Source organism: Kitasatospora sp. NPDC093102 (assembly GCF_040683915.1).
Classification (GTDB): Bacteria; Actinomycetota; Actinomycetes; order Streptomycetales; family Streptomycetaceae; genus Kitasatospora.
Window position 1 is genome coordinate 12,752 of record NZ_JBFBFA010000064.1, and the last position, 15,527, is coordinate 28,278.

The 15,527-nt window shown below is 74.0% G+C and carries 5 protein-coding genes; all 5 read left to right on the top strand.

Going from position 1 to position 15,527, the window contains the following annotated elements:
• Positions 1–3 precede the first annotated feature (3 nt).
• The 5 genes from AB0O11_RS36490 (at position 4) to AB0O11_RS36510 (ending at position 15,359) form a co-directional block, all read left to right on the top strand.
• Positions 4–6,609 carry a type I polyketide synthase gene (locus AB0O11_RS36490; protein ID WP_363395998.1) on the top strand — a complete coding sequence of 2,202 codons (6,606 nt, stop codon included), beginning with the start codon at positions 4–6 and terminating at the stop codon, positions 6,607–6,609.
• Position 6,610: 1 nt separating this feature from the next.
• Complete coding sequence (locus AB0O11_RS36495; RefSeq protein WP_363396001.1) at positions 6,611–9,730, top strand: acyltransferase domain-containing protein; 3,120 nt, start codon at positions 6,611–6,613, stop codon at positions 9,728–9,730.
• Between the two features lie 83 nt (positions 9,731–9,813).
• Positions 9,814–13,038, top strand: coding sequence for an AMP-binding protein (locus tag AB0O11_RS36500; RefSeq protein WP_363396004.1), 3,225 nt, complete (start codon positions 9,814–9,816; stop codon positions 13,036–13,038).
• Positions 13,039–13,248: 210 nt separating this feature from the next.
• Positions 13,249–14,595, top strand: a complete 1,347-nt coding sequence (locus AB0O11_RS36505) for a lysine N(6)-hydroxylase/L-ornithine N(5)-oxygenase family protein (RefSeq protein ID WP_363396007.1) — start codon at positions 13,249–13,251, stop codon at positions 14,593–14,595.
• Positions 14,592–15,359 (top strand): alpha/beta fold hydrolase, encoded by a 768-nt coding sequence (locus AB0O11_RS36510; protein ID WP_363396010.1) that lies wholly within the window; start codon positions 14,592–14,594, stop codon positions 15,357–15,359. Before AB0O11_RS36505 ends, AB0O11_RS36510 begins: the two co-directional genes overlap by 4 nt.
• The last annotated feature ends 168 nt before the right edge of the window (positions 15,360–15,527 follow it).

A 15,527-nucleotide genomic window follows, 5' to 3' on the forward strand; every position in this document is an offset into this window, starting at 1 on the left:
ACGATGGCAGACAACGACAACGCCCAGGTCCTCGACTACCTCAAGCGGGCGTCGATCGAACTGATGGACACCCGCCGACGGCTCCAGGAGCTGACGGAGGCCGCATCCGAGCCCATCGCCGTCGTCGGCGCGGCCTGCCGCTTCCCGGGCGACGTGGCGTCCCCGGAGGAGCTGTGGGAGCTGGTGCGGGCGGGCCGGGACGCGGTGACGGACTTCCCCGAGGACCGCGCCTGGGATCTGGAAGGCCTCTACGACCCGGACGGCGACCGGCCGGACTCGTGCTCCACGCGATCGGGTGGGTTCCTGCGCGGGGCGGGCGACTTCGACGCCGAGTTCTTCGGCATCAGCCCGCGCGAGGCGCTGGCCGCCGACCCGCAGCAGCGGCTGCTGCTGGAGACCTCCTGGGAGTCCCTGGAACGGGCCGGTATCGACCCGCAGACCCTGGACGGCAGCGACACCGGGGTCTTCGCCGGTGTCGCGTACTTCGGGTACGGGAACCACTTCTCCACCCCCGAGGCCATCGCGGGCTACGGGCAGACCGGTTCCCTGCTGAGCATGGCGTCCGGGCGGGTGGCGTACGCGCTGGGTCTGCAGGGGCCGGCGCTGTCGATCGACACGGCGTGCTCGTCGTCACTGGTGGCGGTGCACCAGGCGGTGCGGTCGCTGCGGCAGGGCGAGTGCACGCTGGCCCTGGCCGGCGGTGCCACCGTGATGGCGACGACCCAGGTGTTCCGGGAGATGTCGCGGCAACGGGGCCTGGCGGCGGACGGCCGATGCAAGGCCTTCGCCGACGCGGCCGACGGCACCGGCTTCTCCGAGGGTGCGGGTGTGCTGGTGCTGGAGCGGCTCTCGGACGCGCGCCGCCACGGACGGCGGATCTGGGCGGTGATCCGGGGCTCGGCGGTCAACCAGGACGGGGCGTCCAACGGGCTGACCGCACCGAACGGACCGGCCCAGCAGCGGGTGATCCGCGCGGCGTTGGCGGACTCCCGGCTGCAGCCGGAGGACGTGGACGCGGTGGAGGCGCACGGGACCGGTACGACGCTGGGCGATCCGGTCGAGGCGCAGGCCCTGCTCGCCACCTACGGCCAGGGCCGGAACCGGGGCCGGCCGTTGTGGCTCGGGTCACTGAAGTCGAACATCGGCCACGCGCAGGCGGCCGCGGGCGTCGGCGCCATGATCAAGATGATCATGGCGCTGCGCCACGGGACCATGCCCCGGACCCTGCACGTGGACCGTCCGAGCACCCACGTGGACTGGTCGACCGGGGCGGTGGAACTGCTGACCGAGGCCAGGCGGTGGCCCGCCGCTCCGGGCCGGCCGCGGCGCGCCGGCGTGTCCGCCTTCGGGGCCAGCGGCACGAACGCGCACGTGATCCTGGAGGAGGCGCCCGAGGAGGAGCCGGCGCCCGCTGCGGACCGGCTGCCGGGCGCTGCCGGCGCCCCGGTGCCCTGGGTCCTGTCGGCCCGCTCGCAGGGGGCGCTCCGGGCGCAGGCGCGGAAGCTGCGCGACTTCACCGCCGCCGATCCCGAGCTGGACCTCGCCGACGTCGCCTGGTCGCTGGCGTCGAGCCGCTCGCGGTTCGCGCACCGCGCGGTGGTGCTGGGCCGCGATCGGGACGAACTGCTGGGCGCGCTGGCGTCGTTGAGTGACGGCACGGAAGGCGCCGGGGTGGTGCGCGGGGTCGCGGGCGACCTCGGTGGCACGGTCTTCCTGTTCCCGGGCCAGGGCTCGCCCTGGGCCGGGGAGGCACGGCGGTGGTACGACGCCTTCCCCGTCTTCGCGCGGAGCCTCGACGAGGTCTGCGAACGCTTCGACGCCCATCTGCCCTTCGCACTGAAGCCCCTCCTCCTCGCCGACGCGCCCGCGCCGGACCGGGTGCGGCGCACCGACGTCGCCCAGCCCGCGCTGTTCGCCCTGCAGGTCGCCCTGTACCGGCTCGTCACGCACTACTGCGGGCAGCCGGACCAGCTGATCGGCCACTCGGTCGGCGAGATCGCCGCCGCCCACGTCTCCGGCGCCCTCGACCTGGATGGCGCGGCCGGGCTGGTGGCCGCACGGGGCAGGGTCATGCAGACGATCACCGAGCGCGGTGCCATGCTGGCCGTACGCGCCTCGCAGGCCGAGGTGGACGCCCTGCTCGACCCGTACGACCGCGTCGGCGTGGCCGCCGTCAACGGCCCGGACTCGGTGGTGCTCTCGGGCGACCGGGACGCGATCGCCGAGCTGCGGGAACTGCTCCTCGCCCGCGGTACCTCGGCGAAGCCGCTCGACGTCGACCACGCGTTCCACTCCCCGCTCATGGACCCGGTCCTGGACGGGTTCGCGGCGGCGATCGGCGAGCTCCCCGCGGGCCGGATGACCGTCCCGGTCGTCTCCACCCGACTGGGCCGGCCGGCCACGCCGGAGGAGCTGACGTCCGCCGAGCACTGGGTGAACCACGTCCGCGAGCCCGTCCGCTTCCTCGCCGCGGTGGAGTGCGCCCGTGCGGCCGGTGCCGACCTCTTCCTCGAAGTCGGGCCGGGAGCGGCCCTGGCGGGCATCACCAAGGAGGCGTTCGCCGCAACCGGGGCGGACGACGCGCTGGTCCTGTCGATGTCGCGGCGCGGCCACGGGGCGGCGGACACGCTGGCCGGCGCGTTGGCCCGACTGCACGTCCGGGGCCGGTCCGTGGACTGGGACGCCCTGTTCGGGGCCCGTTCGCGGGTGGACCTTCCGACGTACGCCTTCCAGCGGCAGCGGTACTGGCTGGACTTCCAGGCCGGAGCGGGTACGGCGGACGTCTCCTCGGCCGGGCTGGCGGACCCCGGGCACTCGCTGCTGGGCGCCGTGGTCGACCACCCCGGCACCGGCGAGGTGGTGTTCACCGGGCTGTGGTCCCTGCGGACCCACGGCTGGCTGGCCGACCACAGCGTGTTCGGCATGGCCGTCGTACCGGCGACGGCCCACCTGGACCTGGTGCTGTCGGCGGGCGGCTTCGTCGGGTGCGCGGCGGTCGGGGAGCTCTCGTTGGAGACCCCCCTGGTCCTGCCCGAGTCGGGTGACGTACGGGTGCGGATCGTCGTCGGCGCCGCCGACCCGACCGGGCGCCGCCACGTGGACGTGTACTCGCGTCCCGGCACGGACGACCGGACGGCGGGCGGCTGGACCCGCCACGCGACCGGAGACCTGACCCCGGGCACGGCGCCGGCGCCCGCCCCGGCCGAGGACGCGCGAGCACTCGCCACCTGGCCGCCGGCCGGGGCCGAGCGGCTCGACACCGGCGCCCTGTACGACTCCTTCGCGGCCGCGGGCTTCGACTACGGGCCGGCGTTCCGCGGGCTGCACGAGGTGTGGCGGCGCGGCGACGACCTCTTCGCGACGGCCACGCTGCCGGCGGCCGCCGGCGGCCCGGCCGGTCACGGCTTCGCCCTGCACCCGGCGCTGCTGGACGCCGCGCTGCACGCCGTGGTGGCCGGAAGCATCATCGAGATCGGGCCGGGCCGGGGATGGATGCCCTTCTCGTGGTCCGGGGCGACCCGGACCGGGCAGTGCGGCCCGACCGTGCGGATCCGGATCTCCCGGACGGGCGGGCACACCGTGTCCGTGGCCATCGCCGACGGGAACGGCCACCGGGTCGCCCACGTCGAGGCGCTGACGTTCCGCCCGGCCGGCGCCGAACAGCTGCGCTCGGCACGCGGCGGGCACCAGCAGTCCCTGTACGAACTGCAGTGGCGGCCGGTCCGGCCCGGCGGGCGCGAGGCCGGCCGCGCGCCGTGGGCCGTCATCGGCACCGAGGACGGCCTGGCCTCGCGGGCCCTCAGGACGGACGACACCGCCCGGTTCCACCCGTCCATGGACGCCGTCCTCGCGGCGGCATCACCCCGGTACCTCGTCGTCTGCCCGGAGGACTTCGCCGGCACCGGGACCGGCCCGCTCGACGCGGTCGGCGACACCGGCACGCGCGTCCTGGGCTGGGTCCAACGGTTCCTCGCCGAGGATTCGCTGGCCGGATCCACCCTGGTGGTGCTCACCCGCCTGGCCCTCGGTACCGGCGGAGGGGAGGGGGTGGAGAGCCTCCCCGGTGCGTCCGTGTGGGGCCTGGTCAGGTCCGCCCAGACGGAGCACCCCGGCAGGTTCCGGCTGGTGGACATCGACGACGAGGAAAGCTCCTGGGCGCAGCTGCCCGACGCGCTCGACCTCGCCGAGGACCAGCTGGCGCTGCGCCGCGGGGCCCTGCTCGCCCCCCGCATGGCGCCGCTGCCACCCGCCCGGCACCAGCTCGAACCACCGGCGGCCGGCGCCCACCGGCTGGGCATCCTGGACCGGGGGACGCTGGAGAACCTCACCTGGATCGCCTGCCCCGAGGTGGAGGCGCCCCTCACCAGCGGACAGGTCCGCATCGCCGTGCACACCGCGGGCCTCAACTTCCGCGACGTCACGATCGCCCTGGGGCTGGTGGAGCGGACGGCCATCGACGACGGGCTCGGCAGCGAGGGCGCCGGAACCGTCCTGGAGGTGGCGCACGACGTCACCGGATTCGCTCCCGGCGACCGGGTGACGGGCATCTTCTCCGGCGCCTTCGGCCGGGTGGCCGTGGCGGACCACCGGATGCTCGTGCCCGTCCCCGACGGGTGGAGCTACGCCGAGGCGGCGTCCGTGCCGGGCGCCTTCCTCACCGCCTACTACGCCCTCTTCCACGTGACGAACCTGGAGAAGGGCCAACGGATCCTCATCCACGCCGCGGCGGGCGGGGTGGGGATGGCCGCCGTCCAGCTCGCGCGGCACGTCGGCGCCGAGGTCTTCGCGACCGCGAGCCCGGCCAAGTGGCCCGTCCTGCGCAGCATGGGACTGGACGACGCGCACCTGGCGTCGTCCCGGGACCTGGAGTTCGCCGACAGGTTCCTGGACTCCTCGGGCGGCCGCGGCATGGGCGTCGTCCTGAACTCCCTCGCGCACGACTTCGTCGACGCCTCGCTACGGCTCCTTCCCGAGGGCGGCGCCTTCGTCGAGATGGGGAAGACCGACATCCGCGACCCGCGACAGGTGGCGGCGGACCACCCCGGCGTCGACTACCGGGCCTTCGACCTCTACGAGGCGGGCCCGGAGACGATCCAGGAGATGTTCCGCGTCGTCATGGAGCTGTTCGCCGACGGACGGACACGTCCCAACCCGGTCTCCGTCCGCAGCATCCGCGACGTGCGCAAGGTGTTCCGCGAGATGAGCCAGGGCCGCCACACCGGGAAGCTGGTCCTCGAACTGGGCGACGGCCTCGGCGGCGGGACCGTCCTGGTCACGGGCGGAACCGGGGGAGTGGGCTCGCTCGTGGCGCGGCACCTCGTCGCCGAACACGGTGTGCGCAGCCTCGTGCTGGCGAGCCGTCGCGGCGCGGCGGCCGAGGGGGCCGCCGAGCTGGTCGCGGACCTGGAGGCGGCGGGCGCGCTCGTCAGGGTCGTGCGGTGCGACGTCGCGGACCGCGACGCCGTGGCCGGCCTGCTCGCGGACCTGCCTCCCGCCCACCCGCTGACAGCGGTCGTGCACGCGGCGGGCGCGCTGGCGGACGGCACCGTCGAGTCGCTGACCGCCGAGAGCCTGGACCACGTGCTGCGCGCCAAGGCCGGCGGTGCGGTCAACCTGCACGAGCTGACCGCGGGACGGCCCCTGTCGGCGTTCATCCTGTTCTCCGCGCTGGCCGGCACGCTCGGCACGGCGGGCCAGGCGAACTACGCCGCGGCGAACGGGTTCCTGGACGGCCTGGCGGCCCAGCGAAGGGCGTCCGGCCTGCCCGGCACATCGATGTGCTGGGGGTGGTGGGAGGAGTCCAGCGGCATGACCAGGGACCTCGACGAGGCCGATCTCGCGCGGGTGCGGCGGCTGGGCGTCGCCCCGATGCCGACACCCCGTGCGTTGGCCGCGTTCGACGCGGCGTACGCGATCGACAACCCGGTCGTGATCCCGGCCCGGGTGGACCTGTCCGCGCTGCGCGACCGGACCGGTGACGAACTGCCGTACCTCCTGCGCGAGCTCGCCGGCGGCGGCCGTCCGCGTGCGACCGGGGCGGGCGCCGGCGCCGGCAGCGGCCCGCTCGGCCCGCTCGGCCTGCCCGGCAGGCTGGCCGCCCTGCCGCCGGACAAGGCCGGGGCGGCCGTCCTGGACTGGGTCCGCGACCAGGTCGCCGTCGTGCTCGGGCACCCCGCCGGCGAGGCCGTCGACGCCGGCCAGGCGTTCACCCAGCTCGGATTCGACTCGCTGACCTCCGTCGAACTGTGCAACCGCCTGGCCGCCCAGACCGGACTGCGGCTGTCGTCCACCCTCGTCTTCAGCTACCCGACCCCCCGTGAGCTGGGCGAACACCTCCTCGACCGGCTCCGGCCGGAACCGGACGCGAGCCCGGCCGACGACGAGGAGGTCCGGGAGGCGCTGCGGAACATTCCGATCGACAGGCTGCGCGCCGCGGGCATCCTGGAGCAGCTCCTGGCGTGCGCCGACTCGCCCGGCCCGACCGCCGGGGAACGGGGGACCGGCGCGGAGGCGGACACGGACGCCGGCGCCGACACCGGTACCGGCGCACTGGCGGCCATGGACCTACAAGCACTGGTCGACCTGGCCCTGGACGAGAGGGGTAACTGACGTGAGCAATCCCGCGGACCGCAGGGCGGAGGGCGCGGACCGGGTCGAGCAGGCACTGCGCACCCTGCTGGAGGAGCGCGACCGCCTGCGGCAGGAGAACGACGCCCTGAGATCCGGCCGCGGCGAGCCGGTCGCCGTGGTGGCGATGGCGTGCCGCTACCCGGGAGGCGTGTCCTCGCCCGAAGAGCTGTGGGACCTGGTCCGCGACGGACGCGACGTGATCGGGGAGTTCCCGCAGGACCGCGGCTGGCGGGACGTGTACGACCCGGACCCCGACGCCGTCGGCGGCTCGTACGTGCGCCAGGGCGGGTTCCTGGCCGACGTGGCCGACTTCGACGCGGACTTCTTCGGCATCAGCCCGCGCGAGGCGCTCGCCGTCGACCCGCAGCAGCGGCTGCTGCTGGAGACCTCCTGGGAGGCCTTCGAACGGGCCGGCATCGTCCCCGCCGACGTGCGCGGGACCGACGTGGGCGTCTTCGCCGGGGTGAGCTCGTCCGAGTACGGGTCGCGCTTCCTCGAAGGGGGCCAGGGCGAGCTGGAGGGCTACCTGCTGCAGGGCAGCGCGGGGAGCGTCGCGTCCGGCCGGGTGGCGTACCAACTGGGTCTGACCGGGCCGGCGGTGACCGTGGACACCGCGTGCTCCTCGTCGCTGGTGGCCCTGCACCTGGCGCTGCGGTCGCTGCGCGCGGGGGAGTGTTCGCTCGCGCTGGCCGGCGGCGTCTCGGTGATGTCGACGAACGCGATTTTCCTGGAGTTCTCCCGGCAGCGGGGCCTGTCGGCCGACGGCCGGTGCCGGTCCTTCGCGGACGGCGCCGACGGGACCGGCTGGGCCGAGGGGGCGGGCGTGCTGCTGCTGGAACGGCTGTCCGACGCCCGCCGCAACGGCCACCCCGTGCTGGCCGTCGTCCGTGGTTCCGCGGTGAACCAGGACGGGGCCAGCAACGGACTGACCGCACCCAACGGCCTCGCGCAGGAGAAGGTGATCCGGCGGGCACTGGCGAACGCGGGGGTCACGGCCGCCGAGGTGGACGTGGTCGAGGCCCACGGCACCGGGACCGTGCTGGGGGACCCCATCGAGGCGGGCGCCCTGCTGGCGGCCTACGGCCAGGGCCGAAATCCGGGCCGGCCGCTGTGGCTGGGGTCCCTGAAGTCGAACATCGGCCACGCCCAGGCCGCTGCGGCGGTCGGCGGCGTGATCAAGACGGTGATGGCCATGCGGCGGGGGTTCCTCCCGAAGACCCTGCACGTCGACACGCCGTCACGGCACGTGGACTGGTCCTCCGGTGCGCTCCGACTGCTGCTGGAAGGGCGGGAGTGGCCCCGGGCGCACGGTCCGCGGCGGGCCGGGGTGTCGTCGTTCGGAGTCAGCGGCACGAACGCGCACGTGATCCTGGAGGAGGCGGCGCCGGAGCCGGCGGACGGGCGTGCACCGGGCACGGTCGCCGGCGGACTCGTTCCGTGGGTCGTGTCGGGCCGGAGCGCGGCGGCGGTGGAACGGCAGGCGGAGAAGCTGCGTGCGCTTGCCGCCGCCGATCCTGACCTGGACGTCGCCGACGTCGCCTGGTCGTTGGCGTCGAGCCGCTCGCGGTTCGCGCACCGCGCGGTGGTGCTGGGCCGGGACCGGGACGAACTGCTCGGCGCGCTCGCGTCGTTGAGCGCAGGCGCGGAGCCCGCCGGGGTGGTCCGCGGCGTCGCGGGCGACCTCGGCGGCACGGTCTTCCTGTTCCCGGGCCAGGGCTCGCAGTGGGCCGGCATGGGCCGGGAGCTGTACGACGCCTTCCCGGTCTTCGCGCGGTCCCTGGACGCGTGCGCGGCCGCGCTGTCCGAGTGGGTCGACTGGTCCCTGCTCGACGTGGTGCGCGGCGTGGCGGGCGCGCCGGGCCTGGACCGGGTGGATGTGGTCCAGCCGGCGTTGTTCGCGGTGATGGTGTCCCTGGCCGACCTGTGGCGCTCCTGGGGCGTGGAACCGGGCGCGGTGGTGGGACACAGCCAGGGCGAGATCGCCGCGGCCTACGTGTGCGGTGCGCTGTCGCTGCGGGACGCCGCCAGGGCCGTGGCGCTGCGCAGCAAGGCCCTGGTCGGCCTGATCGGGTACGGCGGGATGGCGTCGGTCGCCGAGTCGGCGGACCACGTGGCGCAGTGCCTGGCCCCGTGGCAGGACCGGTTGAGCCTCGCCGTGGTGAACGGGCCCCGCTCGGTCGTGGTTTCCGGGGAACCGGACGCGCTCGACGAGTTCGTCGCGAAGATGACGGCCGAAGGAGTGCAGGCCCGGAGGATCTCGGTCGACTACGCCTCCCATTCGCACCAGGTGGCGCGGGTCCGGGACCAGGTGATCGGCTCGCTCTCCGCGGTGGAGCCGAGGACGTCGACGCTGCCCTTCTACTCGACCCTGCACGGCGCAGTCGTCGACACCGCGGAGCTGACGGGCGAGTACTGGTACGACAACCTGCGCGAGAAGGTCCTCTTCGAGTCCTCCGCCCGGCGGCTGGTGGACGACGGCTTCCGGGTGTTCATCGAGATGAGCCCGCACCCCGTGCTGACCGTCCCGGTGCAGGAGATCGTCGAGGGCACGGAAGACGCGGTGGTGCTGTCGTCGTCGCGAAGGGACCGGGGAGAGGCGCAGGCCCTGGTCGGATCGCTGGCCCAACTGCACGTGCGGGGAGGGGCCGTGGACTGGGAGGCCCTGGTCGGGGCGCGCCGTCGCGTGGACCTCCCGACGTACGCCTTCCAGCGGCGGCGGTACTGGCTGGACTCCGCGCGCGCGGAGGTCACGGCACGACCGTCCTCGACCGAGCCGTCCGCGGCCGATGAACAGCCCCGCACGCTGCCGGAGCTGCTCTCGGCCCGCCCCGACGACGACGCGCAGGCGCTCGCGCTGGAACACGTCCTGGAGAAGGTGGCCGCCGTGCTCGGGCACCGCTCCGGCGAGGACCTCGACCCCGACCGGGAGTTCAAGGAGACCGGATTCAACTCGGTGCTGTCGATGGAGCTGAGCAAACGGCTCGCCGCGTCGACGGGGCTCGAACTGAAACCGACCGTGGTGCTGCGCAATCCGTCACCGCGACTGCTCGCCGGGTACCTCGTCTCCGCGTTGGCCGTCCCGCCGCCGGGACATCCTTGACCCGGCGGATCGGCCTCTGTGAAAGTGGGGAGATCCATTAATTCCGCCAATTCTCCGGCCCGTTCACCGAAGGGTTGATTCGTATGCGTTCATTTGGTGCGTCGGCCGCGCACAAAGGGATGTGGCTGGCCCAGAAAGTTTCCCCCGAAACGCTGAACCATGCGCTGACCATGTGGGACGTGAACGGCGAGCTGGATGCGGCGGTCATGGAATCGGCATTCCTGCGCGTCATGACGGAGGCGGAGGTGCTGCGCGTCACCTTCGTCGACGACGGAGACGGGTTGCGGCTGGTTCCCCGGGAACTGGGGGACTGGCGGCCGTTCTTCCTGGACCTCAGCGCCGAGGCCGACCCCGGGCGCGCGGCACGCGAAGTGCTCGCCGAAATGCTGCGGCAACCGTTCGACCTGGAGCGGGACCTGCTGTTCCGACTGGGCGTGGTCCGACTCGCGGCGGCCCGCTCCCTCGTGGTGATCGCCTACCACCACCTCATCTCGGACGGCTTCGGCGCCGGCGGGCTGCTGTCGCGGCGTCTGGCCGAGGTGTACACGGCGCTGCGCCGCGGCGCGGACGTACCGCAGCCGCCGCACCCGTGGGACGCCGAGTCCTACGCAACGGCGGTGACGGACTACGAGGCCTCCCCGGAGTTCACCGGCGACACGGAGTTCTGGCGCGACTACCTGGCGGACGCGCCGGAGCCCGCGCAGGTGCCGCGCGTGGTCCTGTCCGACGCGGCGCGTTCCGAGCTCGCGCAACCGGTGAGCGAGGCCGACCGCTGGTCGCAGCTGGCCGGGTCCATCGGCATGGTGAGCCGGACCCTGACCATCCCGCACGCCGAGGCGGCCGCGTGGACCGAGGCCGCCGAGTCCATGGGCGTCTGGACGTCCTCGCTGCTGACCGCGGCCGCGGCCGTGTACCTGCGGCACCGCTGCGACCTGCCGGAGTTCGTCCTCTCGCTGGCCGTGGGCAACCGGGTCGGGGAGGCGAGCAGGACGCCGGGCCTGGCGGTGAACGTGGTGCCGGTGCGGGTGCGGGTCCCGCTCGGGGCGACCTTCGCCGAGATCGCCGACGCGATCGTCGACGAGACGTACGAGATCGCCGGCCACACCGCCTGCCACTACTCGGACATCCAGCGGGTGAGCGGGATCGACCCGACCGGCCGCGGCGGTTTCGGCACCGTCGTCAACATCGTCGAGTTCGCCGAGGAACTCCACTTCGCCGACAGTCCCGCGCGCCACCTCGGCGCGACGGTGGGGGCCTTCGACGAACTGTCGATCGGCCTCTACCGGGACGGGAGCGCGGACAGCGACCTGTTCCTGCGCCTCGACGCCCCCGCGAGCCTGTACTCCGGCGCGGAACTGCGCTTCATCGGTACGGAGCTGATCGCGACCGTCCACGCGCTGGTGGCCGCCGGTGCGCGGCCGGTCGGGACGCTGGACCTGTCGGACGGAGTCGAGCGGGAGCGGGTACCGGCGGCGCCGGACGCGAGCGGCGTCCCGGTGCCGGAGCTGTTCGCCCGTCAGGTGGCGGCGGACCCCGACGCCGTGGCGGTGGTGTCCGGGGACCTCGCGCTCTCGTACCGGGAACTGGACGAACGGTCGGACCGCCTCGCCGGGGCGCTGCGGCGCCGGGGCATCGGGCCGGAGACGGTCGTGGCGGTGGCCCTGCCCCGATCGGTCGACCTGGCCGTCGCCCTGCTGGGCGTGGTGAAGGCGGGCGGGGCCTGTCTGCCGGTCGACCCGGCGGTGCCCGTGGAGCGGATCAGGCCGGCGGTGGACGACGCGTCGGTGCGCGCGCTGCTCACCGACGCGGTGACGGCCGCGACGCCCATCGCGGACCTGGACGTTCCCACGCTCCTGTTCGACGAACTCCGGTCGGAGCCCGCGGACGGAGACGGCGCCGGTGCGCGGCCGGTCCCGGCGCACCCGGACGGCCTGGTGGCCGTGATGTACGGCTCCGGAGCGGGCGCGGCCGTCGCCGTGACGCACCGGAACCTGCAGCGGCTCGTCACGGACCGCCACTGGAGCGAGGGCGGCCGCGGCACCGTGCTGTGGCACTCGCCGCACGGCTCCGCCGCGCTCGCCCTGGAACTGTGGGTGCCGCTGCTGAACGGGGGTCGGGTGGTCGTGGCCGCCGCGGGCGTGCCGGACGCCGACGCCCCGAGCGGGAGGCCCGCGGCGGACGGGGTCCGCTCGGTGTGGTTGTCGGCGGACCGGTTCTCGGCGATCGCGGCGGACCGCCCCGAGCGCCTGGCCGGGCTGCGCGAGGTGTGGACCGGTGGCGACCAGGTGCCGGCGGCCGCGTTGCGGCGGGTGCGGGCGGCGTGCCCCGACCTGACGATCGTCAGCGGTCACGGCCCGACGGAAGCGGCCGTGTTCGCCGCCTGCCACAGCCTGGCACCGGGCGAGCCGGTGCGGGCCGGCGTGATCGGCCGCCCGGCGGACGGCACCGCCCTGTACGTGCTGGGGCCCGGCCTGGCGCCGGTCCCCGCCGGCGTGGTCGGGGAGCTGTACGTGGCCGGGCCCGGAGTGACGCGTGGCCATCCCGGGCGGGCCCGGCGGACCGCGGAGCGGTTCGTGCCCTGTCCGTTCGGTCCGGCCGGCGGGCTCATGTACCGCACCGGCGAGCGGGTGCGCCGGGACGCCGACGGGCGGCTCCACCACGTGGGCCGGGCCGGCGCCCGGATCCGCGTCCACGGCGTCCCGGTCGAGCCGGCCGAGGTCGAGGAGGTGCTGTCCGAGCATCCCGGGCTGGCCCGGTCGGTGGTCGTCGGCGCGGAGGACCCCTCCGGGCAGCGGCGACTGGTGGCCTACGCCGTCTCGGCGGGCGAGGAGGGCGCCGACGGCGCGGACCCCGGCCGCCGGACCGGCCCCGGGCAGGAGGAACTGCGCCGGTTCGTCGCCGACCGGCTTCCGGAGTTCATGGTGCCGTCGGTGGTCACCATGATGGACCGCCTGCCGGTGACGGCCGACGGGAGGCTGGACCGGTCGGCGCTGCCGGAGCCCGAGTTCGGCGGCGGGGTCTACCGGGCACCGCGCAACCCCACCGAGCGGGTGCTGGCCGAGGCGTTCGCGGACGTGCTCGAAATGGACCAGGTCGGCATCGACGCGGACTTCTTCGACCTCGGGGGCAACTCGCTGCGGGCGATCCGGCTGGTCGGTCTGATCCGGGCGGAGCTGAACCTGGAGGTGTCCATCCGCACGCTGTTCGCCACCCGGACCGTCACCGGTCTGTCCGACACGCTGGAACGGCTGGAGCAGTCGAACCGGCCGGCCCTGCGCAGGAGGACGCGGGAGGGCCGGGTCCTCTGAAGCCCGGCAGGCCCTGTCCCGTCGGCGGGACACCGAGGCCCGAGCGCCCACGGCCGCGTTGAATTCACGGTGCCGCGTCGACCGGGGCCGGTTCCTTGAGCGGTGCAGCAAATCGGGTCTACATTGGCGGCGCGGCCGTGGAAATTAAGTCCGCTTGGACCTGAGCCTTTTGAGGCGGAAATCATTGGCCGACGAGCGGAGGGAATCTCTATGAGTGATCGTGAAAGCGGCACCTATGACGTGGTCGGAATCGGATTCGGCCCGTCCAACCTGTCACTCGCCGTCGCCCTGGAGGAACACCGGGCGAACGGTACGGAAAACCAGATCAGCAGCCTCTTCCTGGAGCGGCAGGCCTCCTTCGGATGGCACCGCAACATGCTGCTGCCGTCGGCGACCATGCAGATTTCCTTTCTCAAGGACCTGGCCACCTTCCGCAACCCGACGTCGAGCTTCAGTTTCATCGCGTACCTGCACGCGGTGGGCCGGCTCCCGCAGTTCGTGAACAACCAGGACTTCTTCCCCACGCGCCAGGAGTTCCACCAGTACCTTGAATGGGCGCAGGCGAGGGTGGCCGAGCGCGTCGCGTACGGCTCGGAGGTCCGGTCGATCCGGCTGCCGTCGGACGCCGAGCCGGAGCGGGCGGACCACCTGCGGGTGGAGGTGGTGGACGCCACCGGCCGGGGCGTCCGGACGATCGAGGCCCGCAACGTGGTGATCTCCACGGGGCTCGTCCCGAGCATGCCCGAGGGCGTCGAGCGGGACGAACGGGTGTGGCACAGCTCCGAGTTCCTGGAGAGGTTCCGCCGGACGGACCCCCGGGAACTGTGCCGGGTGGCGGTGGCCGGAGCCGGCCAGAGCGCCGCCGAGATCGCCAGGTTCCTGTACGACGAGCTGCCGCACGCCGAGGTGTACGCGGTCGTCCCGTCCTACGGCTACTCCATCGCGGACGACTCCCCGTTCGCCAACCAGATCTTCGACCCGAGTGCCGTGGACGACTACTACTTCGGCACCGAGCAGACCCGGGACGCGTTCTGGCGGTACCACAGCAACACGAACTACTCGGTCGTCGACGACGACGTGATCAGAGGTCTGTACCGCAGGTGGTACGACGACGAGGTGCGGGGCGTCAGGCGTCTGGAGTTCCTCAACCTGACCCGGGTCGCCGACGTCAAGCGGCTCGGCGCCGAGACCCGCGTCATCCTGCACAAGGGGCCCGACGCCGAGGTGCGCGAACTCGCCGTCGACGCGTTGGTCTGCGCGACCGGCTACGACGCGATGGAGCCCACCGGCCTGCTCGGCGACCTCGACCGGTTCTGCCTGCGCGGCGAGGCCGGCCGGTACCGAGTGGAACGGGACTACCGCATCGCCACCGCCCCCGAACTGCGGTGCGGCATCTACCTCCAGGGCGGCACCGAGCACACCCACGGCCTGACCTCCTCGCTGCTGTCCAACCTCGCGATGAGAAGCGGGGAGATCCTCGACTCGATCGTCGCCCGGCGCGTCCCGCGGGACGCCGGGAGCCCCGTCCTCGCCAAGGCCGGAGGCGAGCTCGGGTGACCTCGGCGGATGAGCTGTGGATACGGCGCTACCGGGACGACGACAGCTGCGACACGAAGCTCGTCTGCTTCGCTCCCGCCGGCGCGGGGGCGAGCACGTTCCGCACCTGGGCCCCCCGACTGCCTTCGGACGTCGGGGTGCTGGCCGTCCGGTACCCGGGCCGGGAGGACCGGTTCGGCGACCCGATCCCGTCCCGGCTGGAAGACCTCGTGGACGACATCGCCGACGCGCTCGCCGATCTGACGCGGCACCGGCTGGTGTTCTTCGGTCACAGCATGGGGGCCACGGTGGCGCACGAGGTGGCGCTGCGCCTCCAGGAACGGGGGTGCCCGCCGGCCGCCCTGTGCGTCTCCGGCCGCCGGCCGACGCACGCGCTGGCCGGCCGACCGGTGATCTTCGGCACGGACGAGGAGATCATCGCGCACGTCGTGAGCTTCGACGCGCGCAGTGCCGAGATCTTCGAGGACGCCGGCCTGCGGGAGATCGTCCTCCCCGCCGTCCGCGCCGACTACCGCCTGGTGGACGGCTTCGATGGGGGCCCGCGGCCGCTGCTCGACTGCCCGGTGTACGGCTACGCCGGGGACCAGGACACCCAGGTGACCCCGGACCAGATGCGCCGCTGGGCGGAACTGACCCGGGGCGCCTTCAGGATCCTGGTGCTGCCCGGCGGGCACTTCTACCTCAGGCCGGAGGAGGCCGCGCTGCTGGCGGACCTGAGCGGCGTCCTCGCCGACGTCAAGTCCCGCGCGAGGAGCGCCTCGTGACGGGCGTGGCGCGGAGGGCCGGGGCTTCCGCCGGGGCCTCCTGACACGATCCGTTCGCCGCCGGCGCGCGTGGACCGCACCGCGCGCCGACGGCGTCGCGCGCCGAGCCTGCGGCGTGCTGAGCCCGCGGCCCGTCGGGCACCGTGATGAACCGGTGCCCGACGGGCC